General features: G+C 68.6%; 23 protein-coding genes and 1 pseudogene. 9 read left to right on the top strand and 15 right to left on the bottom strand.

The window, feature by feature from the left end; translation table 11 throughout:
• Nucleotides 1–73: 73 nt before the first annotated feature.
• On the bottom strand, nt 74–1,804 hold the full coding sequence (locus H7J86_RS08550) for an APC family permease (protein ID WP_267290406.1): 1,731 nt from the start codon (nt 1,802–1,804) through the stop codon (nt 74–76).
• A gap of 130 nt (nt 1,805–1,934) precedes the next feature.
• On the opposite strand from H7J86_RS08550, the gene H7J86_RS08545 reads away from it, so the two are divergent.
• Complete coding sequence (locus H7J86_RS08545) at nt 1,935–2,861, top strand: sigma-70 family RNA polymerase sigma factor (protein WP_267290404.1); 927 nt, start codon at nt 1,935–1,937, stop codon at nt 2,859–2,861.
• Here the strand turns inward: H7J86_RS08545 and H7J86_RS08540 are convergent.
• Together H7J86_RS08540 and H7J86_RS08535 are read right to left on the bottom strand one after the other, a co-directional pair.
• Nucleotides 2,806–3,405: pseudogene (locus H7J86_RS08540) on the bottom strand (carboxymuconolactone decarboxylase family protein); the annotation flags it as partial. The gene H7J86_RS08545 and the pseudogene H7J86_RS08540 sit on opposite strands and share 56 nt — an antisense overlap.
• A gap of 26 nt (nt 3,406–3,431) precedes the next feature.
• The gene (locus tag H7J86_RS08535) at nt 3,432–4,043 is read right to left on the bottom strand and encodes a helix-turn-helix domain-containing protein (RefSeq protein WP_267290402.1); all 612 of its coding nucleotides are present in this window, start codon (nt 4,041–4,043) and stop codon (nt 3,432–3,434) included.
• Between the two features lie 98 nt (nt 4,044–4,141).
• Here H7J86_RS08535 and H7J86_RS08530 point away from each other — a divergent pair, with 98 nt between their 5' ends.
• Complete coding sequence (locus tag H7J86_RS08530) at nt 4,142–5,290, top strand: Zn-dependent alcohol dehydrogenase (protein WP_267290400.1); 1,149 nt, start codon at nt 4,142–4,144, stop codon at nt 5,288–5,290.
• A complete protein-coding gene (locus tag H7J86_RS08525) occupies nt 5,287–6,702 on the top strand; it encodes an APC family permease (protein ID WP_267290398.1) in 1,416 nt (471 codons plus the stop codon). The genes H7J86_RS08530 and H7J86_RS08525 overlap by 4 nt, the downstream gene beginning before the upstream one ends.
• A gap of 93 nt (nt 6,703–6,795) precedes the next feature.
• Here the strand turns inward: H7J86_RS08525 and H7J86_RS08520 are convergent, their stop codons facing one another.
• The 4 genes from H7J86_RS08520 to sdhC are packed head-to-tail and all read right to left on the bottom strand — an operon-like array spanning nt 6,796 to nt 10,249.
• Nucleotides 6,796–7,578, bottom strand: coding sequence for a succinate dehydrogenase iron-sulfur subunit (locus H7J86_RS08520; RefSeq protein ID WP_187098524.1), 783 nt, complete (start codon nt 7,576–7,578; stop codon nt 6,796–6,798).
• A gap of 1 nt (nt 7,579) precedes the next feature.
• Nucleotides 7,580–9,334 carry a succinate dehydrogenase flavoprotein subunit gene (sdhA, locus tag H7J86_RS08515; protein WP_090356095.1) on the bottom strand — a complete coding sequence of 585 codons (1,755 nt, stop codon included), beginning with the start codon at nt 9,332–9,334 and terminating at the stop codon, nt 7,580–7,582.
• Between the two features lie 16 nt (nt 9,335–9,350).
• Nucleotides 9,351–9,827 carry a succinate dehydrogenase hydrophobic membrane anchor subunit gene (locus H7J86_RS08510; protein WP_090356093.1) on the bottom strand — a complete coding sequence of 159 codons (477 nt, stop codon included), beginning with the start codon at nt 9,825–9,827 and terminating at the stop codon, nt 9,351–9,353.
• Nucleotides 9,824–10,249, bottom strand: coding sequence for a succinate dehydrogenase, cytochrome b556 subunit (sdhC, locus tag H7J86_RS08505; RefSeq protein WP_090356090.1), 426 nt, complete (start codon nt 10,247–10,249; stop codon nt 9,824–9,826). The genes H7J86_RS08510 and sdhC overlap by 4 nt, the downstream gene beginning before the upstream one ends.
• Nucleotides 10,250–10,481: 232 nt before the next feature.
• On the opposite strand from sdhC, the gene H7J86_RS08500 reads away from it, so the two are divergent.
• Together H7J86_RS08500 and H7J86_RS08495 are read left to right on the top strand one after the other, a co-directional pair.
• Nucleotides 10,482–10,883 carry a cytidine deaminase gene (locus tag H7J86_RS08500; protein ID WP_372517230.1) on the top strand — a complete coding sequence of 134 codons (402 nt, stop codon included), beginning with the start codon at nt 10,482–10,484 and terminating at the stop codon, nt 10,881–10,883.
• Nucleotides 10,876–12,201, top strand: coding sequence for a thymidine phosphorylase (locus H7J86_RS08495; protein ID WP_267290396.1), 1,326 nt, complete (start codon nt 10,876–10,878; stop codon nt 12,199–12,201). Before H7J86_RS08500 ends, H7J86_RS08495 begins: the two co-directional genes overlap by 8 nt.
• Here H7J86_RS08495 and H7J86_RS08490 read toward each other — a convergent pair.
• On the bottom strand, nt 12,182–12,664 hold the full coding sequence (locus H7J86_RS08490; protein ID WP_170847183.1) for a hypothetical protein: 483 nt from the start codon (nt 12,662–12,664) through the stop codon (nt 12,182–12,184). The two genes, H7J86_RS08495 and H7J86_RS08490, sit on opposite strands and share 20 nt — an antisense overlap.
• A gap of 139 nt (nt 12,665–12,803) precedes the next feature.
• Between H7J86_RS08490 and H7J86_RS08485 the strand changes: the two genes are divergently transcribed.
• Nucleotides 12,804–13,562, top strand: a complete 759-nt coding sequence (locus tag H7J86_RS08485) for an extracellular solute-binding protein (protein ID WP_267290394.1) — start codon at nt 12,804–12,806, stop codon at nt 13,560–13,562.
• 86 nt (nt 13,563–13,648) lie between these two features.
• Complete coding sequence (locus H7J86_RS08480; protein ID WP_090356082.1) at nt 13,649–14,737, top strand: adenosine deaminase; 1,089 nt, start codon at nt 13,649–13,651, stop codon at nt 14,735–14,737.
• Here H7J86_RS08480 and H7J86_RS08475 read toward each other — a convergent pair.
• The 4 genes from H7J86_RS08475 to H7J86_RS08460 are packed head-to-tail and all read right to left on the bottom strand — an operon-like array spanning nt 14,706 to nt 18,316.
• A complete protein-coding gene (locus tag H7J86_RS08475) occupies nt 14,706–15,560 on the bottom strand; it encodes an alpha/beta fold hydrolase (RefSeq protein ID WP_267290392.1) in 855 nt (284 codons plus the stop codon). The two genes, H7J86_RS08480 and H7J86_RS08475, sit on opposite strands and share 32 nt — an antisense overlap.
• Before the next feature lie 39 nt (nt 15,561–15,599).
• Nucleotides 15,600–16,874, bottom strand: coding sequence for a protein export chaperone SatS (gene satS / locus H7J86_RS08470; protein WP_090356077.1), 1,275 nt, complete (start codon nt 16,872–16,874; stop codon nt 15,600–15,602).
• 51 nt (nt 16,875–16,925) lie between these two features.
• Nucleotides 16,926–18,014: a C40 family peptidase gene (locus H7J86_RS08465; protein ID WP_267290390.1), complete on the bottom strand. Its 1,089-nt coding sequence runs from the start codon at nt 18,012–18,014 to the stop codon at nt 16,926–16,928.
• A gap of 2 nt (nt 18,015–18,016) precedes the next feature.
• A complete protein-coding gene (locus tag H7J86_RS08460; protein ID WP_267290388.1) occupies nt 18,017–18,316 on the bottom strand; it encodes a hypothetical protein in 300 nt (99 codons plus the stop codon).
• A gap of 50 nt (nt 18,317–18,366) precedes the next feature.
• Between H7J86_RS08460 and upp the strand changes: the two genes are divergently transcribed.
• Complete coding sequence (gene upp / locus H7J86_RS08455; protein ID WP_187098535.1) at nt 18,367–18,990, top strand: uracil phosphoribosyltransferase; 624 nt, start codon at nt 18,367–18,369, stop codon at nt 18,988–18,990.
• 10 nt (nt 18,991–19,000) lie between these two features.
• Here the strand turns inward: upp and H7J86_RS08450 are convergent, their stop codons facing one another.
• A complete protein-coding gene (locus H7J86_RS08450; RefSeq protein WP_267290386.1) occupies nt 19,001–20,509 on the bottom strand; it encodes a phospho-sugar mutase in 1,509 nt (502 codons plus the stop codon).
• A complete protein-coding gene (locus H7J86_RS08445) occupies nt 20,506–20,964 on the bottom strand; it encodes a MarR family winged helix-turn-helix transcriptional regulator (protein ID WP_267290384.1) in 459 nt (152 codons plus the stop codon). The genes H7J86_RS08450 and H7J86_RS08445 overlap by 4 nt, the downstream gene beginning before the upstream one ends.
• 80 nt (nt 20,965–21,044) lie before the next feature.
• Between H7J86_RS08445 and H7J86_RS08440 the strand changes: the two genes are divergently transcribed.
• The gene (locus tag H7J86_RS08440) at nt 21,045–22,145 is read left to right on the top strand and encodes an AbrB family transcriptional regulator (RefSeq protein WP_267290382.1); all 1,101 of its coding nucleotides are present in this window, start codon (nt 21,045–21,047) and stop codon (nt 22,143–22,145) included.
• Here H7J86_RS08440 and H7J86_RS08435 read toward each other — a convergent pair.
• Nucleotides 22,142–22,945, bottom strand: a complete 804-nt coding sequence (locus H7J86_RS08435; protein WP_372517245.1) for a purine-nucleoside phosphorylase — start codon at nt 22,943–22,945, stop codon at nt 22,142–22,144. The two genes, H7J86_RS08440 and H7J86_RS08435, sit on opposite strands and share 4 nt — an antisense overlap.

The following is a 22,945-nucleotide window of genomic DNA, read 5'->3' as shown; positions in this document are numbered from 1 at the left end:
CAACGGGCAGCTCTGCCCGGTTCAGTGGTTCGCTATCAATACTGCACGAGAGGACAAGTGCGGGTTGGGGAACTCATCGCTCCCGGGTGAACTCCTCGCCCGTCTCGGGGTTGATCGCGGTTTCCCCGGGCGGAAGGTTCGACAGGTCGGGTGCGATGAGGGTCGGCATGTCGCCGGAGTCCGGCAGGCCGAACCGCGCTTCGACGGCGGCCTGGTCGGCGGCGGTCTCCAGGACGAGGTCGTGGCTGCGCCGGGGCAGGGTGAGCCCCTTGAAGAAACCGGGCGCCATGATGCGCCACACCAGCATGAGGATCAGGCCGAGCACCAGGGCGCCGATCCCGACGACGGCGACCGCGCCGAACCCGAAGATGGTGACGTTGTTGCCGTCGTCGTCGGTCAGCCAGTCCGGCTTGGCGTATTGCACGAGGCCGTAGCCGAACATCACCAGCAGGATGACGCCGCCGAGCAGCGGCACCACGCCGCGCATCACGAAGTCGCGGAGGTTGCCGGTGAGCGTCTTGCGGTAGAACCACACGCAGGCGAAGCCGGTGAGTCCGTAGTAGAACGCGATCATCAGGCCCACCGAGCCGATCAGCGCGGTCAGCAGATTGGTGCTGATGACGGTGAACAGCACGTAGAAGACGGCACTGACGATGCCCATCGCGATGGTCGATGTGGTGGGGGTCAGGTAGGTGCGGTGGATCTTGGCGAAGGAATCCGGCAGGGCCTTGTACACGCCCATGGACAGGGTGGTGCGGGCCGTCGGCAGGATGGTGGTCTGGGTGGAGGCCGAGGCCGAGGTCAGGATGGACGCCGACAGCAACAGCATGCCGATGTGACCAAGTGTGCTGTCGCCGAACAGGTCCGGGCCGATCGCGGCGAACACGTCGGCGGAGTTCTCCGGATTGCCCAGCCCGATACCGTCGGTGCCGACGCCGGCGAACGCGACCGCCGCGACGCTCACCAGGGCGTAGGTGGCCAACAGCAGGAAGGTCGAGATCACCGCGGCCCGGCCGGGGGTGCGGCCCGGGTCATCGGACTCCTCGTTGCACGCCACCGCGGTGTCCCAGCCCCAGTAGATGAAGATGGTGGTCAGAATCGCCGGCGCGATGACAGTGCCGAAATCCAGTCCGCCGGGCCAGAACCAGGACAGCGACGGTATCAGCGAGTAGTCCTCGGCGGTGTGGGTGTACACCTTGAACAGGGCCACCACCGACAGCACGATCAGCACCACGACCTCGATGGCCAGCAGTCCGTACTGCAGTCGGGCGGACACCTCGATACCGCGGTAACAGATGTAGGTCATCACCGCGATCCAGATGACGCCGGCCACCGTGGACCACAGGGTGCTGCTGGCCAGCGTGGCCGCCGAATGCCAGCCCAGGTCGCCGGCGAAGGTGAACGAGTAGGCCCCGGCGATCTGGGCCAGGTTGGCCATCACGATGACGTCGGCGGCGATGATGCCCCAGCCGCCCAGCCAGCCCACCACCGGGCCGAAGGAGCGCGACGCCCACGTGAAGGTGGTGCCGCAGTCCGGCTCGGCCTTGTTCAGCTCCTGGTAGGCCACCGCGATCAGATACATCGGGATGAACGAGATGAGCACGATGGCAGGTGCTTTGGTGCCCGAGAGCAGCCCGGTGCTGCTGGCGACGATGAGCCCCAGGGTCGCCGCGAGGCTGTAGGCGGGCGCCGTGGAGGCCATCCCGACGACGATGCTCGATACCAGGCCCAGGGCGCCGCCCTTGAGTCCTTTGCTCTCGACCCCGGAACCGCTGGGCTCGAGGGTGAGTTCGCCTTTACTCATCGCATCTCCCTGCTGATTACTGACATATCGAGAACGTAGAATACGGTTTCAGTTGTCAGAGCGCGCGTCAACAACGAAATTAGTTTTTCTGGTGTCCGTCGGCGGCGGCCCCGCGCGCTATGGTCGTGGCGTGACCACCGCGCAGCGGGCGGACGAATTCGAAGCGCTGCGGCCGCACCTGCTGGCCGTGGCTTACCGGCTGACCGGCACTTATGCCGACGCCGAGGACATCGTGCAGGATTGCTGGCTGCGCTGGCACGGTTCCGGCGCCGAGATCGCCGATCTGCGGGCCTGGCTGACCACCGTGGTGAGTCGCCTCGGGTTGGACCGCCTGCGCTCGGCCGCGCACCGGCGGGAGACCTATGTCGGCGAATGGCTGCCCGAGCCCGTGGTGACGGGTTTCGGCGATGCCGCCGATCCGCTGGCCGCCGTGGTGGCGGCCGAGGACGCGCGGTTTGCGGCCATGGTGGTCCTGGAGCGGCTGACCCCGGATCAGCGGGTCGCCTTCGTCCTGCACGACGGATTCGCCGTACCGTTCGACGAGGTCGCCGACATCCTGGGGATCGGCGCTGCGGCCGCCCGGCAGCTGGCCTCCCGCGCGCGCCGTGCGGTCGCGTCGGCGCCGCCGCCCGACCCGGCGCACTCGGAGATCGTCGGCAACCTGATGACGGCCATGGCCGCCGGCGATATGGCCGCCGTCGTCGCACTGCTGCATCCCGACGTCACCTTCACCGGCGATGCCAACCGGCGCGCGCCCACCGCGGCCCGGGTCATCGTCGGTCCCGACAAGGTCGCGCGGTTCCTCTTCGGGCTGGCCAAACGCTATGGGCCGAACTGGCTCTCGGCCACCGAGCTGGCGTTGGTCAACGGGGACCTGGGCAGTTACACGCCGGGCCGTCCCGCGTCCGACGGTTATCCGGAGCTGTCACCGCGCATCACGGTGATGACGGTCCGTGACGGATTGGTCTGCGCGGTATGGGATATCGCGAATCCGGACAAGTTCACCGCGTCCCCGCTCCATCGGCCCACGGAATCCGGCACGCATCACCGGAATTGAAGCCCTGCTCGGTGATACCCAGCGCCGAGTACATCCGTGCGCGCATGTTCTCGACGCCGATCTGGTAGGTCAGCTCGATCACTCCCGCATCGCCGAACCGGGCGCGCAGGTCGGCCACCTGCTCGTCGGTGACCGTGTGCGGGTCGGTGGTCATGGCGTCGGCGTAGGCGATCGCGGCGCGTTCGTCGTCGTTGAATGCCGGCGAGGTGGCGTAGTCGTCGATGGATGTGAGGCGGTCCACGTCCAGGTTGTCCAGCCGCATCAGCATGGAGCCGAAGTCCACGCACCAGGAGCAGCCGACGGTGCGCGCGGTCCAGAGCACCGCGAGCTCACGGACACTGGCCGGCAGTTTCTTCGACCCGCTCTGCAGCAGCATCTCGTGCACGGCGTTGGCGACCAGCAGGCGGGGATGGTGTGCGGCCACGGTGAACGGTTCGGGCACCTCGCCGAATTGTCGCTTGGCGTACCGGTACATCAACCGGGTGAACAGGCCGGCTTGTTTCGGGGGTAGGGGGGCGATTCTCGTCGTCATATCGGGTAGACGAGACAGCGCTGCGATGTGTGACAGCCCTATCCGCGCGCCGGCGAACCGGTCGGCAGCGGCGGGGCGATCGACCACATGACTTCGCTCTCGCCGGTGTCGGCGTTGTCCCAGGCGTGCGGTGACTGCGCGGAGAAGGTGTAGCAGTCTCCGGTGTCGAGCAGCTGTTCCTGACCGTCGACCACCAGGCGCAGCTTGCCGCGGATGACGACGACGACGATCGTCTTGGAATCCAGCGTGTAGGCGCCGCCGGATCCGCCGCCGGGTTGGAGGACGGTGCGCATCACCTGGACGTTCTGTTCGGTGGCCGGAGTGAGCAGATACTCGCGAATACCACTGCCGCCCATCTCCAGTGGCGCGCCCCGCCCATTGCGCACCATCGCCGAATCGGGGAAGTCGAACAGCGAGCCCACCGACGCGCCGAGGATGTCGCAGATCCGCAGCAGATTGGGTACCGAGATCGCGGTCTGGCCCCGCTCGACGAGGCTGAGGAAGCCCTTGGTCAGGTCGGCTTCGGTGGCCACCGCGTCGAGGGTCAGTCCCCGCTCGGTACGCAAGGCCCGCAGCTTCGGCCCGAGCCGATTCATCATCGAGTCGACGTCGGCGGTGCGCGCCGCGCCCGCGGATCGACTTCGTGGCATCGGCTTCCCTCCCGGCTGTGACGGCTCTTGCCGTTCGGAGTTTAGCGGTATATAACTTCGAAAAAGTTTTGTGACATTAAACAACCGAGGAGCTGTCTGTGAGTCAGACCCACCAGCACGGCGCACGGACCGTGCGCGCAGCGGTGTTCACCGAGCCCGGGACGGCGGTGCAGACCGTGGACGTCGAGCTGGCTGCGCCCGGTCCGGGTGAGGTCGAGGTGGCCATCGCCGGTGCCGGCGTGTGCCATTCGGACCTGCACGTCACCAAGGGGGAGTGGGATGTCCCGGCTCCGGTGGTGTTGGGCCACGAAGGTTCCGGCGTCGTGACCGCCCTGGGCGACGGCGTGACCAGCCTGGAGGTCGGCGACCATGTCGTGCTGTCCTGGGTCCCGGGCTGCGGCTCGTGCCGGCAGTGCGAGCTTGCGCGGCCGTGGCAGTGCGAGGTCGCGGCCAACGTCGTCGCGGCCGGTGGCGTGCTGTTCGACGGCACCAGCCGATGGAGCCGGGACGGCGCGACCCTGCACCACTACCTCGGCGTGTCGTCGTTCGCCGAACGGGTCGTGGTCCCTGCCGCCGGTGCGGTGCGGATCCGCAAGGACGCCCCGCTGGACGTCGTCGCACTGGTCGGCTGCGCGGTGGCCACCGGTGTCGGGGCGGTGCGCAACACCGCCGGGGTCGAAGCGGGCGCCACCGTCGCGGTGATCGGCTGTGGCGGTGTCGGGCTGTGCTGTATCCAGGGCGCGCGGCTGGCCAAGGCCGGACGCATCATCGCCGTCGACATCGACGCCGGCAAGCTGGAGCACGCCCGCCGCCTCGGTGCCACCGACACCATCGACTCCGCGGCGACCGATGCCGTTGTCGCGCTCAAAGAGCTTGTGCCGGAAGGGCTGGACTACATCTTCGACGCCATCGGCAAGATCGTCACCACCGAACAGGCCATCGCCGCGCTCGGTCTCGGCGGTGCCGCCGTCATCGTCGGCCTGCCACCGACCGGCTCGACGGCGCGCTTCGACCCGCTGGTGCTGGCCGAGGCCAACCAGCGCATCCTCGGCTCCAACTATGGTTCGGTCGACCCGCAGCGCGACATCCCCGGCCTGGTCGACCTGTACATGGACGGCGAACTGGATCTCGATTCCATGGTGTCGGGCCGTCGTCCGCTGGAGGACGCGCAGCACGCGCTGGACGACCTGGCCGGCGGCGGCGCGCTGCGCACCCTGCTGGTGCCGTCGATGGGTGCGCAGGCATGAGCGCCAGCGAGACGGTCATCGCCGGAGACGGGCTGGCCCGGCGCAGTGTGAGCACCTTCGAGGTCGGCGCGCAGAGCGTCGCCAATGTCGCACCGAGCGCGGTCATCGCGTTCGCCCCGGCCGCGATGGCCGCCTCCGCCGGCAACGGCGCCTGGCTGTCCTTCGCCATCGCGTTGGTCGGGGTGATGGCCATCGGCTACTGCGTCTGTGTGTTCGCCCGCAGACGGGCCGGCGCCACGTCGCTGTACGCGTTCTCCCGGTTGTCGCTGGGCCCGGGCGGGGCGTTCGTCACCGGCTGGGCGCTGCTCATCGGTGCGGTGTGCATTGCCGCCGGCTCGCTGGCCGGCGCCGGCTACTACACCAGCCGGGTACTGGAAACGGTTGGGGTGCAGACCTTTGCCGGGCCCGCCGGCCAGGTTTTCCTCGACATCGTGTTGGTGCTGATCGCGGCGTGGCTGACCATTGTCGGCGTGCGACTGGCGGCCAGGGTGTCCTCCGCCCTGGAGGTGCTCTCGATCGTGCTCATTGTGCTGGTGCTGATCGCCGTGTTGCTCACACACGGTGAGGTCTTCGACCTCGACCAGATCACCCTGAAGGGCTTCGACGCCGACGGCATCGTCTTCGCCGTGGTGCTGGCGGTCCTGGGCTTCGTCGGCTTCGAGGGCGCGGCCTCACTCGGTGCCGAAGCGGCCGAACCGTATCGCGCGATCCCGCGTGCGGTGATGGGCAGCGCGGTGCTGGCCGGGGTGCTCTACATCTTCGCCACCTACGCACAGGTGGTCGGCGCGGGCGGCCCCGAAGCGCTGGCCGCCAGTGCGGACCCGATGGAGGACCTGGCCCGCGGCAGCGGCCTGGACTTCCTGGGCCCGTTCCTGGATATCGGTTTTGCCGCATCGTTTCTGGCGGTGGTGATGGCCTGCATCACCGTGGCCGCGCGCCTGCTGTTCGGCATGGGCAAGGAAGGCGTGCTGCCGGCCTGGCTGGCCCGCACCCACCCCCGGCACCGCACTCCGACGTCAGGCATCGCGACGGTGACACCCGTGGTGGCGGTGGCGACCTGCGCCGTGGTCGGGGCCGGCACCGAGCCGCTGCTGGCAACCACCTACATCGACACCGTCGGCACCTTCGGCTACATGCTCAGCTACATCCTGATCTGCGTGGGCGCACCGCTGTTCATCCGCCGGCTCGGGGCCGCCAAGCTGGCGGTGACCGTGCTGTGCGGCGTGGTCGGCACGGTGGTGATGGCGTATGTGTTCTACCGCAACATCTTCCCGGTTCCGGCCGCCCCGATGAACCTGTTGCCGTATGTCTTCGTGGCCGTGCTGGTGCTGGGTATCGCCGGATTCGCGGCCCTGCGATTCCGCGATCCGGAGGCGGCGCAGCGCGCGGGGACATACGCCGAAGACGCCTGACGATGTACCGAGTGTGAAGCCTCTGCGGGATCGATGCCGATTCCCCGCAGAGGCTTCACATTCGCGTGTTTTTCGGGCTGCAGACCGAAGGAACTACCGCGCGAACATCAGGGCGCGCTTGACCTCTTGGATCGCCTGGGTCACCTGGATGCCACGGGGGCAGGCGTCGGTGCAGTTGAAGGTGGTGCGGCAGCGCCACACCCCGTCGACGTCGTTGAGGATGTCCAGACGCTCGGCGGCACCCTCGTCACGGCTGTCGAAGATGAACCGATGCGCGTTGACGATCGCGGCCGGGCCGAAGTACGAGCCTTCGTTCCAGAACACCGGGCAGCTGGTGGTGCAGCAGGCACACAGGATGCACTTGGTGGTGTCGTCATAGCGCGCGCGGTCGGTCTGGCTCTGGATACGCTCGCGCGTCGGCGCATTGCCCGAGGTCATCAGGAACGGCTTGACCGCGCGGAACGCGTCGAAGAACGGCTCCATGTCGACGACCAGGTCCTTCTCCACGGGCAGGCCGCGGATGGGCTCGATGGTGATCGTGAGCTGCTTGGACGCCTTCTTGGGCAGCAGGTCGCGCATCAGCACCTTGCACGCCAGCCGGTTCACGCCGTTGATGCGCATGGCGTCGGACCCGCACACCCCGTGGGCGCAGGACCGGCGGAACGTCAACGTGCCGTCCAGGTACCACTTCACGTAGTGCAGCAGGTTCAGCAGCCGGTCGCTGGGCAGGCACGGCACGCGGAAGCTCTGGAAGCCGGCCGCGTCCGGGTCCTCCGGGTTGAACCGGGCGATCTTCAGCGTGACCATCACCGCGCCGTCGGGCACGGGCGGCAGGTCGGGGCCGTCGGTGGCGGGCTTTTCGAGAACGCTGGTCATATCAGTACTTCCGTTCCATCGGCTCGTACCGGGTCTGGACCACGGGCTTGTAGTCCAACCGGATATCGCTCAGCAGATCGGTGCCCTCTTTGTAGGCCATGGTGTGGCGCATGTAGTTGGTGTCGTCGCGGTTGGGGTAGTCCTCGCGGGCATGCCCGCCGCGGGATTCCTTGCGGTTCAGCGCACCGACGACGGTCACCTCGGCCAGCTCCAGCAGGAAGCCCAGCTCGATGGCCTCCAACAGGTCGCTGTTGTAACGCTTGCCCTTGTCCTGCACCGTGATTCGCGCGTAGCGCTCCTTCAGGGCGTGGATGTCGGTGAGCGCCTGCTTCAGCGTCTCCTCGGTGCGGAACACCGCGGCGTTGTTGTCCATCGACTGCTGCAGGGCGGTGCGGATATCGGCGACGCGCTCGTTGCCGTGCTCGGAGAGGATGTCACCCACCCAGCCGACCACCATCTCGGCCGGCTTCTCCGGCAGGTCGACATGGTTGTGGTTGTTGGCGTATTCCGCGGCGGCGATACCGGCGCGGCGACCGAACACGTTGATGTCCAGCAGCGAGTTGGTGCCCAGCCGGTTGGAACCGTGCACCGACACGCACGCGCACTCGCCGGCGGCGTACAGGCCCGGCACCACGGTGTTGTTGTCGCGCAGCACCTGGCCGTGCACGTTGGTGGGGATACCGCCCATCACGTAGTGACACGTCGGGTACACCGGAACCAGTTCGGTGACCGGGTCCACCCCCAGGTAGGTCCGGGCGAACTCGGTGATATCGGGCAGCTTGGCTTCCAGGACGTCCGCGCCGAGGTGGCGCACGTCGATGTAGACGTAGTCCTTGTTCGGTCCGGCGCCGCGGCCTTCGAGCACCTCGAGCACCATCGAGCGGGCCACGATGTCACGCGGGGCCAGGTCGACGATCGTGGGCGCGTAGCGCTCCATGAAGCGCTCGCCCTCGCCGTTGAGCAGGCGCCCGCCCTCACCACGCACGGCTTCGGAGATCAGGATGCCCAGCCCGGCCAGGCCGGTCGGGTGGAACTGGTGGAACTCCATGTCCTCCAAGGGAAGTCCCTTGCGGAAGATGATGCCCAGACCGTCACCGGTCAGGGTGTGCGCATTGGAGGTGGTCTTGTACATCCGGCCCGACCCGCCGGTGGCGAAGACGATCGCCTTGGCGTGGAAGACGTGGATGTCACCGGTGGCCAGCTCGTAGGCGATGACACCGGTGGCGACCGGGCCGCCGGGGGTCTCGGTGAGCGAGATGTCCAGTGCGTAGAACTCGTTGAAGAACTCGACATCGTGCTTGACGCAGTTTTGGTACAGCGTCTGCAGGATCATGTGTCCGGTGCGGTCGGCCGCGTAGCAGGCCCGGCGCACGGGCGCCTTGCCGTGATCGCGGGTGTGCCCGCCGAAGCGGCGCTGGTCGATACGGCCCTCGGGGGTGCGGTTGAACGGCATCCCCATGTTCTCCAGGTCATAGACCGCGTCGATGGCCTCTTTGCACATGATCTCGACGGCGTCCTGGTCGGCGAGGTAGTCGCCACCCTTGACGGTGTCGAAGGTGTGCCACTCCCAGTTGTCCTCTTCGACGTTGGCCAGCGCGGCGCACATACCGCCCTGGGCGGCGCCGGTGTGGCTGCGGGTCGGGTACAGCTTGGTCAGCACGGCGGTGCGGGCGCGCGGGCCGGCTTCGACGGCGGCGCGCATCCCGGCGCCGCCTGCGCCGACGATGACGACGTCGTAGCGGTGTTCAACAATCATTTTTCGCAGCTCCCGATCAAGAGATGTTCGCGTCGAACGTCAGCAGCACGTAGGTGCCCAGCACCAACGTGAACAGGATCGACAGTGCGAGCAGGGTGTTCAGCCAGAACTTCGTGGAATCCTTGCGGGCGTAGTCGGCGATGATGGTGCGCATCCCGTTGCCGCCGTGCAGCTGAGCCAGCCACAGCAGCAGCAGATCCCAGGTCTGCCAGAACGGCGAGGCCCAGCGCTGTGCGACGTAGTTGAAGTCGATCCGGTACACGCCGTTCTGCCACATCAACATGATGAACAGATGGCCCAGCGCCAGGAAGACCAGAACGATGCCGGAGAAGCGCATGAACAGCCAGGCGTACTTCTCGAAGTTGGGCATACCGCCGGGGCGGCGCGGGGATCGCGGATTGTCCAGACCTGCGGGCCGGTCGTAGCTGCGCTGCATGACCGGGGCCGGCCCGCCGCGCTCGCTCAGGTGGTCGTAAGGATTCTCGCCGCTCATAGAAAACGCTCCGCCATGTGCATGCCGAGGACGCCCAGGGAGGGAATCATCACGGCCAACCAGATTCCGGCAATGACCCACAGCATCAGCCGCTGGTAGCGCGGACCGTGCTGCCAGAAGTCGATGAGGATGACGCGGATGCCGTTGAGGGCGTGGTAGAGCACCGCCGCGACCAGCCCCACCTCCATGAGGCCGACAATCGGGGTCTTGTAGGTCTCGATCACTTCGTTGTAGGCCTGCGGGCTGACCCGCACCAGCGCGGTGTCGAGCACGTGGACGAACAAGAAGAAGAAAATCGTGGCACCCGTGATGCGGTGCAGTACCCAGGACCACATGCCTGGGTCGCCGCGATACAGGGTGCGGCGACGTGCCGGTTTGGAACGCGGTGCCGGTGTTTCGGAATCCGCAGCCGTCTGGGTCATATTCGCGGTCTCATTTCGGACATCTCCAACGCCATCGGTGGACGTTCGGGGACAAGGCTGTAATTCGTCCCCAAACCTCGGGGCGACTCTAAACCCAAATGGAGCCCACTTAGAACTAGCGTGGAGCCCAAAGAGGCCGTTCTACCACAAAGTTAGGGTTACCTACATTGGTTGCCGCCTTCGGGAGTGGAGTCTTCGGAATGCATTCAGATAATGTTCAGCGGAGCGTGTGGTGAGTATCAGAATTGACTGGAAATTATTGCGGGACAACGCAATCGAGGCATCCAAGGTTGCATATGCGCCCTATTCGGGTTTCCCGGTCGGGGCTGCTGCTCTGGTCGACGACGGCAGAGTCATCCGCGGATGCAATGTGGAGAATGTCTCATATGGCCTAGGTCTCTGTGCGGAGTGCGCTGTGGTCTGCGTCCTGTTTTCCGGTGGCGGCGGACGGCTGGTCGCGCTCAGCTGCGTGGCCGCAGACGGGGCCCCGCTGATGCCGTGCGGGCGGTGTCGCCAGGTGCTCTTCGAACACGGCGGACCCGACCTGCTGATCGACCACCCCGACGGTCCGCGCCGGCTTGCCGAGCTGTTACCCGACGCTTTCGGACCTGCCGATTTGGAGCGTCATGCCTGACGCGCGCCATCAGGGGTCGCATCTCGATGCGCTTCATCACGGGTCGCATCTCGATGCTCCGTCCGTCATCCGGACGAAACGCGATGGCGGAATCCTCACCGACGCGGCCATCGACTGGGTGATCGACGGGTATACCCGCGGTCTGGTCGCCGACGAGCAGATGTCGGCTCTACTGATGGCGATCTTCCTGCGCGGCATGACACCGGGTGAGATCACCCGTTGGACGGCTGCCATGGTCTCCTCGGGAGAGCGCTTCGACTTCACCGACCTGGGCCTGCCGCTGGTGGACAAGCATTCGACCGGTGGGGTGGGCGACAAGATCACCATCCCACTGGTACCGGTGGTACTGGCTTGTGGCGCAGCGGTTCCGCAGGCCGCCGGCCGCGGCCTCGGTCATACCGGCGGCACACTCGACAAACTGGAGTCCATCGCCGGATTCACCCCCGAGCTGTCCAAAACCCAGATCCGCCAGCAGCTTTCCGATATCGGCGCGGCCATCTTCGCCGCCGGGGATCTCGCCCCGGCCGATCGCAAGATCTACGCGCTGCGCGATATCACCGCCACCACCGAATCGTTGCCGCTGATCGCCAGTTCGGTGATGAGCAAGAAACTGGCCGAAGGTGCGCAATCGCTGGTGCTCGACGTCAAATCCGGCCGCGGCGCGTTCCTCAAGACCGAGGCCGAGTCGCGAGAACTCGCCGCGACGATGGTGGCGCTGGGCAATTCCTACGGGGTGCCGACCCGGGCGCTGCTCACCGATATGAACCGTCCGCTGGGCTACACGGTGGGCAATTCGGTGGAGGTCGCCGAGTCGCTGGAGATACTCGCCGGCGGCGGGCCGGCCGACGTGGTGGAGCTGACGCTCGCCCTGGCCGCCGAGATGCTCGACGCCGCCGGGGTCGATGGCGTGGACCCCGCGCAGACGCTGCGTGACGGCACGGCGATGGATCGGTTCCGCCGCCTGATCGCGGCCCAAGGCGGTGACCTCAGCAAGCCGCTGCCCCTCGGGGCGCACAACGAGACCGTCACCGCTGCCACCGGCGGGGTGATGGGTGACATCGACGCGATGGCGGTGGCGATGGCGGCGTGGCGGCTCGGGGCCGGCCGTGCCGCGCCCGGGCACCCGGTGCAACTGGGCGCCGGGGTGCGTCTTCACCGCCGGCCCGGCGAGCCCGTCGCTGCCGGCGAGACGTTGTTCACGCTCTACACCGACACCCCGGAGCGGATGCCCGCGGCGCTGGGTGAACTCGACGGCGGATGGTCGGTCGGCGCGGCGGCGCCCGACATCGGCCCACTGATCATCGATCACCTCGGGTAGCTCGCCACAGCGCCACCGAAGGTCGGGCCAGCCACAGGCACAGCACGAGGTTGTACAGCGCCAGACCCCCGTACAGCGCGGTGTCGCGCGGATCGAACCCGAGGACCCCGGGGACGTGCCGGGTCACTTCGACCGCGCAGATCACGGTGAGCACCGTCCAGCCCGCGGTCGCGATCACGGTGAAGGCGATCGTGGACCGGCGCCCGAGACAGGCGAGAACGGCGAGCGCCCCCACGGTCAGCAGCAGGCCACCGTGCAAGGGGGTGACCAGCAGCCCGGCCAGTGGGGTGCCCTCCGGGCCCAACCTCAGGCTGTCCTTCGACCAGGCCAGCCCGACCCCGCCCAGCACGCCGATGGCCAGCCCCTGGCACACCAGCGCCACATGCGCGACCTTGAAGCGGGTGATCGCATGGTCGGGCGCGGGGACCACCGAGTGGCGGATGGCGTTCCTCTGCTCGAGCACACCGAACAGTCTGCCGCCGGGAGCCCCACCACGGTTGGCGCGCAAGCTGATTGGCAGACGATCCGGTTATGGCTCACAGCGAATTCACTGGAACGAGATGCCGCCGGTGCGGCACTGCACGGCGGTAGTCTCACTGCTGATGAACCGGCGAGTGCGGCACGTGTTCGCGGTGGGCACCGCGACGGTATTGCTGGCGACCGGTTGCGATGCGCCGCCGCCCCCCACCACGCCGATCACGGTGTACGCGGCATCGTCGCTGATCGGGAGCTTCACCGCGATCGGCAAGGAGTTCGAGGCGCAGAACCCCGGATACTCGGTGGAGTTCATCTTCGCGGGCTCGGCGGACCTCGTCGGCGCGCTCACCGACGGCGCCACCGCCGATGTCTTCGCCTCCGGCGACCGGGCCGACATCACCGCGCTGGCGGAGGCGGGAACTGCGCCGGTGCCCTTCGCCGCCAACGATCTGGTCATCGCCACCGCGGCCGGCAACCCCAGGAACATCACCACCCTGGCCGATCTCGCCCGGCCCGGCCTGCGGGTGGCGGTGTGTGCCGAACGCAGCGCGTGCGGGACTGCGCTCGGCGCCGCGGAAGCTCGTGACAAGGTCCGGCTGCAGCCGCGCAGCGCCGACGACACACCCGGAAATATCCTCAAAGCCATCGCGAGCGGACAGGTGGACGCGGGCGTCGTCTTGCGGACGAACGCGCTGGGCGCCGGGGACAACGTGTCGTGGTTCGCGTTGCCCGGCGCCGCCGTCACATCGTGGGTCACCGTGATCAAGGGCACCGAGCGCGCACATGAGGCGGCGCAGTTCGTCGCGGCGCTCACGGGTGGGGGCGGCAGGAAGATCCTGGCCGCGAACGGTTTCGTACCGCCGGTCACGCGCGCTGCGGGCTGAGCGGACAGCTTGCCGTCAACCGAACATTTGGGGACGGCACGGGCGATCAGCGCGCCTGGGCCGCCATCGGCGAGCAAAATGGACAGATGAATACGCCGCTGACCCTCGATCTGATCAAGCAGGCTCCCAAGGCGTTGTTGCACGACCACCTCGACGGCGGTCTGCGACCGGGAACGGTGGTGGAGCTCGCCGGCCAGTTCGGCTACGACGACCTGCCCGCCACCGACGTCGACGAGCTCGCCACGTTCTTCCGTACCGCGGCGCACAGCGGCTCGCTCGTCCGCTACCTGGAACCGTTCGCCCACACCGTCGGCGTCATGCAGACCCCGGAGGCGTTGCACAGGGTCGCCTACGAGGCTGTCGAGGATCTCGCCGAGGACAACGTCGTGTACGCCGAGGTCCGCTTCGCCCCCGAACTGCACATCGACCGTGGGCTGTCCCTGGACGCCGTCGTCGAGGCGGTGCTCGACGGGTTCGCCGACGGCGAGAAGGCCGCCGCCAGCGCGGGCCGGACCATCGTGGTGCGCTGCCTGGTGACCGCGATGCGACATGCCGCCCGGTCCCGCGAGATCGCCGAACTCGCCATCCGGTTCCGCGATCGCGGTGTCGTCGGCTTCGACATCGCCGGTGCCGAGGCCGGGTACCCGCCCAGCCGCCACCTCGACGCCTTCGAGTACATGCGAAGCAACAACGCGCGGTTCACCATTCACGCCGGCGAGGCCTTCGGGCTGCCGTCCATCCACGAGGCCCTCGCATTCTGCGGGGCCGACCGGCTGGGCCACGGGGTGCGCATCGTCGACGACATCACGGTGGGGCCGGACGACACCGCGAGGCTGGGCCGGTTGGCGGCGCTCCTGCGGGACAAGCGAATTCCGCTGGAGCTGTGTCCCAGCTCCAATGTGCAGACCGGTGCGGTGGACAGCATCGCCGAGCACCCGTTCGACCTGCTGGCCCGATTACGCTTCCGGGTCACGGTGAACACCGACAATCGCCTGATGAGCGATACCACCATGAGCCAGGAGATGCTGAGGCTGGTCGAGGCGTTCGGTTACGGCTGGAGCGACCTGGAGCGGTTCACCATCAACGCGATGAAGTCCTCGTTCCTGCCGTTCGACGAGCGGCTGGCGCTGATCGACGGGGTGATCAAACCGCGGTACGCGGTGCTGATCGGCTGAGCGCTGCCCGTAGCGTGGTGGCGAATTCGCCTGGTACGCCGATGAACCCGCCGTGATCACCCGGGAACATGACCGGCTGTGTCCGGAGCAGCTCGGCGAGTCTGCGGGTGGTGGCGTCGGTGAGCAGGTGGCCCGACTCCGCGCCGAGTCCGACGACGATCCGCGTCGGCCCGGCGGTCAGGGCCGCGATATCGGGGACATAGCGCGTCGTGTGACGCAGCTCGTGGTCGAAGAACCGGGCCGACTCGGCCAGCTGGGTGGCGAGCTCCTCGGGTGTGGGCTCCGGGCCGGGCGGTGGGCCGGCGTTCGGGTCGCTGACATCGAAACCGGCGTTGGCCAGGAATGCCATCCACGCCGCCTGCACCCCGTCACGATGGAAGGTCGCGATGATCTCGTCGGTGGCGGCGCGCTGCTCGTCGGCGTCGGGCAGCAGTTCCAGCAGCGGCGGCTCATGCGCGACCAGCGTGCGCACCCGCCCGGGGTGCCGGGTGAGCAGGGCGAGCCCGGTGACGGCGCCGCCGCTGGAACCGAAGACGTCCGCGGACTCGGCGCCCAGCGCGTCGAGGATGGCGATCACGTCGTCGGCGCGCAGGTCCGGCGTCGCGTCCTGGTCGGGATCTTCCAGCCGGCTCCGGCCATAGCCGCGCGGGTCATAGGTGACCACGGTTTGGTCGCCGGCCATGGCGTGCGCCAGTGGCAGGAAATCGGCAGCGCCCATCGGGGAACCGAGGACCAGGAGCAGCGGTCCGGTCCCGCGCACCTCGTAGTGCAGGCGGGCGCCGGGGACATCGAGCGAGCGGCAGACTAGTTCCTCAGCGGTCATGCCGGTATGGACCGGCCGCCGCCGCGAAACTCATCGTCGTCATTCCTGACGCAGTCGCGATTCGACGAAGCTCTCCAGCTCTTCCCACTGTTCGACGGCCTTGGCGTACGGTCCCGCGGGCTTGGGCACACTGCCCGGTTCGATCAGGTAGGAGACCAGGGCGCCGAGCGGCTCCTTGCTGTCCAGCCGCTTGCTGACAATGGATTCCTCGGCGTAATCGCCGACGTCCCTGAGGAATTCGACGGCGAGGTCGAGCTGGTCGCGGTCCACCGCGTCGGGGCCGTCGGCGATGTCGTCGGCCAGCCCGGACAGGACGTAGATGTTGTCGTCGGTGACCTCGACGCGCAGCGAGCCGTCGGTGGCCGCGGTCCGGATGATCTCGTAGGAGCTGTAGCTGGACAGGTCGCTCTCGTGCTCGTCGGCCAGGTAACGGGCCAGCGCGCGTTCTGAGTTGAAGACACTGATCCGGCCGTTGCGACCGAGGAACTTCGGCTCGTCGCCGACATAGCAGCGCAGCGTGTACAGAGTGCCGCTGCTGGTCATGATGCGCACCGGATCGATGCCGACCTCGGTCCAGAAGTCCTCGTCGCTGCCGAGCACCTGGCGCTGGGCCTCGGCCTCCAGGGCGTCGCTCTCCTCGTCGGTGTCGACGTCGCCTTCGATGACGAGGTCGTCCTCGTCGTCGACGGTGAGGGCGTCCTCGTCCAGTTCGGGGGCGGGTTCGTCGAGCTCTTGCTGTGCCTTCGCGGCGGCCGCCTCGTCGACGTCCGGTGTGGTGACCAGTTCGTCGATGGTGTCGATGACCGACTGCCAGGACCGTCCGATGGCGGCCTCGATCTCGGTCCAGCGCTTGCGGCCGGCACGCCCGGCGAAGGCGTCCATGCCGCCGCCGATGGTGCCGAGCACGGGGTTGCCGTTGAACATCTTGGTGATGACCGGCAGGTCGCACACCGATCCGATGGCGGACACGATCGCCAAGGCCCGGTGCACGGACTCGACGGAGTCCTCGTCGGGCTTCTCGGCGACCAGGCCGGGCACCTCGATGAGGTCGTAGAGGTGATCCTCATCCGGGCTCAGCCGGTGCGCGTTGGCCTTGGTGAGCTTCTCCCAGGCCGGATGGTCGGTGAGATCGTTGTCCGAGTTGGTGCGCACGAAGGCGACCAGATCTGCCACCGATTCGAACGCGAAGAGGTCCTCGTCCTTGCCGAGGAGCGCCTCCCATTCGTCACCGGCATCGCGCCAGCGCGGTGCCCACAGGGTGTACAGGTCGCCATTGGTCAGTCCGAGCCGGACCGGCACGATGTCAGCCGCCATGGCGCACAGCGTAACGATGCCGGCTGGGGAGCCCGGTGGCACACCCGCTGCTCACCCGGTGGGCCGCCAGAATCCCTGGAATCCCTGCCCGGCGTTGGTGGTCCGGATCGCGGACAACTGGACCGGATCTCCCGCCTCGATCATCTGGTCACCGGACACGATCATCGCGACGTGACCATCCCATACCGCGAGGTCACCGGGCCGAAGCGAGCCGGCGTCGACGGGCCGGCCGATGTCTTGTTCCTGTGCGAGCCGAGGGATGTCCAGGCCCGCTTCGCGGTAGGCCCATTGGGTCAGCCCACTGCAGTCCAGTCCGGCGCCGGGAGTGGTACCGCCCCACTGGTACGGCACGCCCAGCTGTGTCAGTGCATGCCGGACGGCACTGGCCGCGACCGGATTCGGCGCGGTCGCGGTGCTGCCGTCGGGGAGCCGGACCGCCACGCCGGAACCGAAATCGGCCGGATTGCCGACAGCTGCGCTGCGGTGCCGGGCCACCGGTCGGGCTGCGGACAGCGCGCCGGTCAGCGCCGTCCCCAGCCCGGCGCCCACCGGTGCCACCCCACCGCCGGTCGGGATCGCGGCAGGCAAGCCCGAGCCTGCCGGTATCGGCCCGGCGACCCCGTCCGGCGGTGCTGCCACCGCGGGACGGGGAATGCCGTTGATCGTCGAGGTGTGGGTGTCCAGCTCCGCACGCAGGGCGTCGACCACCGCGGTGGCCTCCTGCACTGCTTGCCCCGTCTCGGCGCTCAGTTCGCCCGCGACCCCGGGAGCATCGAGGTGCGGCTCCAGTGCGGACGCACGAGCCTCGAACTCGGCGATGATGTCCCGCAGTCGGGCGCGGGCCCGCGCGACGGCATCGGCGACCATGCCGATGTCGTCGGACAGCGCGCCGACCCGGTCGGCCAGGGCGCGCACGGTGCCGGCGGCCTCCGCGGTGTACCGCGCCGCGGCCGCGCCACCGTCGCCCGCCCAGATGTCACCGTCCCACACCCGCGTGGTGGCGCCGGCCAAGGCGATCAACTGATCGCGCATCTCGGCGAGCATCGTCGACGGATGCGCCGCCGCCGACCAGCCCGGCCCGACCTGTGCCGCCAGTTCGTGCAGCGGCTCGGCCAGCGCGGTGACCAGTGCACTCGGCATCGTCAACCGCCGAAAGAGGACAGCGATTGCCCGACATGATGTTCGGAGTCGCGATAGGCCACCGCGACGTGACCGGCCGTGGCGCCGGCGACCGCGAGATGATCGCCGAGTTGAGCAACCGCGTGCGTGGTATCGGCCACCGCTTCACGGAGCGCGGTGACCAGAGCGTCGGCGATGGGTCCGAACAAGGCGGGCGCCGAGTCGGCCACGGCAGGGAGTGCGGCGGCCAGGCCGGTGAGTTCGTCGGCAGTGTCGGCCAGCGTCCTGCCGGCGTGTGCGATCGCTGCGGTGTCGGCGTGCATATGGGTTATGACGCAGGCCGCAGCGGTTCGGTTCCACTAATGTTCGCCGCATGGATGTCCGCGTCGTTGACCACCCCTTGGCCGCCAGCCGGTTGACCACGCTGCGCGACGAGCGCACCGAGAATGCCGGCTTCCGGTCCGCATTGCGGGATCTCACCCTGATGCTGGTCTACGAGGCGACCCGGGATGCGAGCGCCGAACAGATCCGGGTCCGTACTCCGATGGCCGAAACCACCGGATCCCGCCTGGCCAACCCGCCGCTGTTGGTGCCGGTGCTGCGGGCCGGGCTGGGCATGGTGGATCAGGCGCACGCACTGATCCCGGAGGCCCAGGTCGGCTTCGTCGGGGTGGCGCGGGACGAAGAGACGCATCAGCCCACGCCCTACCTGGCGTCGCTGCCCGAGGATCTGAGCACCCGTTCGGTGTTCGTTCTCGACCCGATGCTGGCCACCGGTGGCTCGATGGTGCACACACTGGCCCTGCTGCAGGATCGCGGTGCCACCGACATCACCGCGATCTGTGTGGTCTGCGCCCCCGAAGGGATCGCCGCCCTGGAAAAGGCCACCCCGGGTATCCGGCTGGTGACCGCCGCCATCGACGACGGACTCAACGAGATCGCCTATATCGTGCCCGGGCTCGGCGATGCCGGTGATCGGCAGTTCGGTCCGCGCTGACCCGTCCCGGTCACCACTGCTGCGCGGCGCTGACCAGTTCGCCGACCAGGGCCCGAGCGTGACTTCTCGACGCGCTCAGGTCGTCGGTCGGGGCGCGGTGAACCTCGATGTAGGACTTGAGTTTCGGCTCGGTACCCGACGGACGCACCACCACCCGGATGCCCGCTCCGGTCAACACCAGGGCGTCGGTGCGCTGCTGGCCCCGGCGGTCGGACAGGTCCTCGACGGTCACCGGGATACCGGCAAGGGTGGCCGGCGGATTCGCCCGTAGGGTGGCCATCGCCGCACCCGAGTCGTCGACACGGCGGGTCACCGCTGTGGTCACGTGCACACCGTGGCGGCGGGCCAGATCGTCGAGGGCGTCGCGCACCGTGCGACCCTGCGCACGCAAGGCGGCGACCAGATCGCACGCCAGCACCGCCGCGCTGATACCGTCCTTGTCCCGCACCGCCTCCGGGTCGACACAATGCCCGATGGCCTCCTCGTACGCGTATATCAGTGCTGCGCCGGGTGCCGAAGCGCGGGCCAGCCATTTGAAACCGGTGAGCGTCTCGGCGTGCCGGGCGCCGCGGGACGCCGCGATGGCCGCCAGCATGCGTGAGGACACCACGGTGCTGGCGACCAGGGCGCATGCGGGGTGGGCGTGCCTGGACAACAGGTAATCGCCCAGCAGCCAACCGGTTTCGTCGCCGGTGAGCATGCGCCAGCCGCCTTCATCCGGTATGCCGACCGCGCACCGGTCGGCGTCGGGGTCCAGGGCGATGGCCACCTCGGCGCCGATATCGGCGGCCAGGGTCAACAGCAGGTCGGTGGCGCCCGGTTCCTCCGGGTTGGGAAAGGCCACGGTGGGGAAGTCGGGATCAGGAGCGAATTGAGCGTCGACCACGTGGACATCGTCGAATCCGGCCAAAGCCAAGGCGTCCAGGGCGAATTCACCACCCACGCCGTGCATGGGCGTCAGCGCCACCCGCGCCGTGCCCGATGCGCGCCGCACCGACGCGGCCCGTTCCAGGTACGCGCGGAACAGTTCCCGGCCGGACGGTTCCACCGGCAGGCGAGGGATCTCGGCGGCGTCCGGGGCGCGGGCGATCGCCGCCTCGATCTCGCGATCGGTTGGCGAGATGATCTGCAGGCCGCCGTCGAGGTACACCTTGTAGCCGTTGTCGCCGGCCGGATTGTGCGATGCGGTGATCTGCACCCCGGCCGCGGCACCCAGGTGCCGCACCGCGAACGCCACCACCGGGGTGGGGGCGGGCACTGTCAGGGCGACCACCGTGAACCCCTGGGCGGCAAGCACTTCCGCCGTTGCCGTGGCGAATTCGTCGGAGTGGTGCCGGGCGTCGCGGCCGACCACCACGGTGGATCCGCCCAGGCAACGGTCCTTGAGGACCTGCGCCAGCGCCCACGTCGCGCGGGTGACGGTGCCGACATTCATCGCATCGGCGCCGTCGCGCATCGGGCCGCGCAGGCCGGCCGTGCCGAAGGTCAGTGTCTTTTCGGCCGGGCGCTTCTCGGTCATGCGCTGATTGTGCCCGTCGCGCGAGCGTCGGCGTCGGCGAGCTTGCGCAGTACCGGGGCCACCAGCATCAGCAGATCGAACTCGAGCTCGCTGAGGGTGTCGCGCATGGTGGCCTGCAGCCAGGCGTCGCGTTCGGCTCGGTCGGCGTCCAGCAGCGCCGAGCCGGCCGGCGTGAGCTCGATCAGCTGCCGCCGTCGGTCGTGGTCGTCGGCACGACGGGACGCCAGTCCGCGGCTCACCAGGTCGTTGATGCCGTCGGTCAGCGATTGCACCCGCACGTGCAGCCGGGCGCCCAACTCGGCGGGAGTGGTGGAACCGGCGCGGCTGACCTCGCCGAGTAGTTCCAGCTGGCTGCGGGTGAGGCCGTGATCGGGCCGGTGTCGGCGCATCTGCCGGGTCACCGCCATCATCGATTCCCGCAGCTCGGTCGCCGCGGACGTGTCATTCGAACCCATATGGCAAGTTTAACCTTGGTATATGAACACTGTCACTCAAGTTGAATGTCAGGAAAGGCAAGTTCATACTTGATATAGAGATGAAGAGATTCGGTAAGTGGGTGTTGTTGCTGGCGGCCAGTGTGGCCGTCACGGTCCCGCTCACCCTGGCCGGAGTGCCGTCGGCGGCCCTGTTCGCCGCACTGGTGGTCGGCATCGCCCTGGCCCTGTGTTCGTTCGCGCCGGCAGGCGTACCCCGCCGCGCCGGTATGGCGGCCCAAGGTGTGCTCGGCGTCTACATCGGCACCATGGTGTCCGAGGATGCCGTGGGCACGCTCGGGCCGCACTGGTTGCCGGTGCTGGGGGTCGCGGTGGCCACGCTGATGCTCTCGGTGCTCGCCGGTGCCTTGCTCGGTGTGCACCGTGACGTCAGCCCGCTGACCGGATCGCTGGCGTTGGTCGCCGGCGGCGCCTCCGGTCTGGTGGCCATCGCACGCGAACTCGGCGGTGACGATCGGGTGGTGTCGGTGGTGCAGTACCTGCGGGTGGCGTTGGTGACGGCGTCGATGCCGGTGGTGGTCACGCTCGTCTACCACGCCGACAAGTCCCACCCCGGCTCCGGTGCGGTCGGCGGATCGCCATCGGCACCTTGGTATCTCAGCGTCGGACTGCTCATCGTGCTGATCGTCGTCGGTGCCACCGCGGGCAAGCTGGTGCGCTTGCCCGGCGCGGGATTGCTCGGGCCGCTGGCACTCACGGTGGCATGGCAGCTCAGTGGTCTGTCGTTCGGCCTCACCGTGCCCGATCTGCTGGTCCAGGTCGCGTATCTGGTGATCGGCTGGCAGGCGGGTCTGGCGTTCACGCGGGAATCCCTGCGCGCGGTCGCCCGCATCCTGCCGTGGGCGCTGGCGCTGATCGTGGCGCTCGGCGTCGCCACCGCCGGTCTCGGTGTCGCGCTGGCTCATCTCGCCGGGCTGACCCCGCTGGAGGGTTACCTGGCCACCAGCCCGGGCGGGGTGTACGCCGTCCTCGCCACGGCCGTCGAGACCGGCTCCAACGTCACGTTCATCGTCGCCGCGCAAGTGGTGCGCATCCTGCTGATGCTGTTCGCCGCACCCCTGCTGGCCCGGCTACTGGCCCGGTTCACCACCAAGCGGCGGGGGCTGCGGCCGCAGCCGCTGGAAGCCGCGACAGCCGGCTAGAGACGCGCGATCACCGCGGCCAGCAGCGCGCCCATCCGCGTCGCCGACTGACGACCGGCTTCGAGCACCTCCGCGTGGGACAACGGCTGGCCCGTCATCCCCGCGGCCAGGTTCGTCACCAGCGATACGCCCAGCACCTGCGCGCCCGCCGCGCGCGCCGCGATCGTCTCGTGCACCGTGGACATCCCGACCAGGTCGGCACCGAGGGTGCGCAGCATCCGGATCTCCGCCGGCGTCTCGTAATGCGGGCCGGGCAGCCCGGCGTAGACGCCCTCGGTCAGGGTCGGGTCGATCTCCCGGGCGATGGCCCGCAGCCGCGGCGCATAGGCATCCACCAGATCGACGAACTGCGCCCCGATCAGCGGTGACCGTGCCGTCAGGTTCAGGTGATCGCTGATCAGGACCGGTTCCCCGACGTGGTGGTCGGCACGCAAACCGCCCGCGGCATTGGTGAGCACGACGGTGCGCACCCCGGCCGCACACGCGGTGCGCACCGGGTGCACGACGTGCTGCAGGTCGTGGCCCTCGTACGCGTGGATGCGGCCCACCAGCACCAGGACGTGCTGCGTGCCGACGCGTAGCGACAACACCTGGCCGCCGTGTCCGGCCGCGGTCGGCGGGGTGAAGCCGGGCAGGTCGGCCATCGCGATGGTGGCGTCCGGCGTCCCGAGTTGCCCGACGGCCGGCGCCCAGCCGGACCCCAGCACCACGGCGACGTCGTACGCGTCGACACCGGTGCGGTCCCGGATCACTTCGGCGGCGGCATCGGCTGAGCGCTGCGGATCGGTCACGAATGAGAT

This window comes from Mycobacterium hackensackense (assembly GCF_025822555.1).
In the GTDB taxonomy this organism is placed as follows: domain Bacteria; phylum Actinomycetota; class Actinomycetes; order Mycobacteriales; family Mycobacteriaceae; genus Mycobacterium; species Mycobacterium fluoranthenivorans.
This window is presented reverse-complemented; position numbering and strand designations above follow the sequence as displayed.

Excerpts from the sequence above, each read along its gene's own strand:
- H7J86_RS08550 (WP_267290406.1), bottom strand. The coding sequence starts at position 1,804 with ATGAGTAAAGGCGAACTCACCCTCGAGCCCAGCGGTTCCGGGGTCGAG.
- H7J86_RS08535 (WP_267290402.1), bottom strand. The coding sequence starts at position 4,043 with ATGCCACGAAGTCGATCCGCGGGCGCGGCGCGCACCGCCGACGTCGAC.
- H7J86_RS08525 (WP_267290398.1), top strand. The coding sequence starts at position 5,287 with ATGAGCGCCAGCGAGACGGTCATCGCCGGAGACGGGCTGGCCCGGCGC.
- H7J86_RS08520 (WP_187098524.1), bottom strand. The coding sequence starts at position 7,578 with ATGACCAGCGTTCTCGAAAAGCCCGCCACCGACGGCCCCGACCTGCCG.
- sdhA (WP_090356095.1), bottom strand. The coding sequence starts at position 9,334 with ATGATTGTTGAACACCGCTACGACGTCGTCATCGTCGGCGCAGGCGGC.
- H7J86_RS08510 (WP_090356093.1), bottom strand. The coding sequence starts at position 9,827 with ATGAGCGGCGAGAATCCTTACGACCACCTGAGCGAGCGCGGCGGGCCG.
- sdhC (WP_090356090.1), bottom strand. The coding sequence starts at position 10,249 with ATGACCCAGACGGCTGCGGATTCCGAAACACCGGCACCGCGTTCCAAA.
- H7J86_RS08495 (WP_267290396.1), top strand. The coding sequence starts at position 10,876 with ATGCCTGACGCGCGCCATCAGGGGTCGCATCTCGATGCGCTTCATCAC.
- H7J86_RS08485 (WP_267290394.1), top strand. The coding sequence starts at position 12,804 with ATGAACCGGCGAGTGCGGCACGTGTTCGCGGTGGGCACCGCGACGGTA.
- H7J86_RS08480 (WP_090356082.1), top strand. The coding sequence starts at position 13,649 with ATGAATACGCCGCTGACCCTCGATCTGATCAAGCAGGCTCCCAAGGCG.
- H7J86_RS08475 (WP_267290392.1), bottom strand. The coding sequence starts at position 15,560 with ATGACCGCTGAGGAACTAGTCTGCCGCTCGCTCGATGTCCCCGGCGCC.
- satS (WP_090356077.1), bottom strand. The coding sequence starts at position 16,874 with ATGGCGGCTGACATCGTGCCGGTCCGGCTCGGACTGACCAATGGCGAC.
- H7J86_RS08465 (WP_267290390.1), bottom strand. The coding sequence starts at position 18,014 with ATGCCGAGTGCACTGGTCACCGCGCTGGCCGAGCCGCTGCACGAACTG.
- H7J86_RS08460 (WP_267290388.1), bottom strand. The coding sequence starts at position 18,316 with ATGCACGCCGACACCGCAGCGATCGCACACGCCGGCAGGACGCTGGCC.
- upp (WP_187098535.1), top strand. The coding sequence starts at position 18,367 with ATGGATGTCCGCGTCGTTGACCACCCCTTGGCCGCCAGCCGGTTGACC.
- H7J86_RS08450 (WP_267290386.1), bottom strand. The coding sequence starts at position 20,509 with ATGACCGAGAAGCGCCCGGCCGAAAAGACACTGACCTTCGGCACGGCC.
- H7J86_RS08445 (WP_267290384.1), bottom strand. The coding sequence starts at position 20,964 with ATGGGTTCGAATGACACGTCCGCGGCGACCGAGCTGCGGGAATCGATG.
- H7J86_RS08440 (WP_267290382.1), top strand. The coding sequence starts at position 21,045 with ATGAAGAGATTCGGTAAGTGGGTGTTGTTGCTGGCGGCCAGTGTGGCC.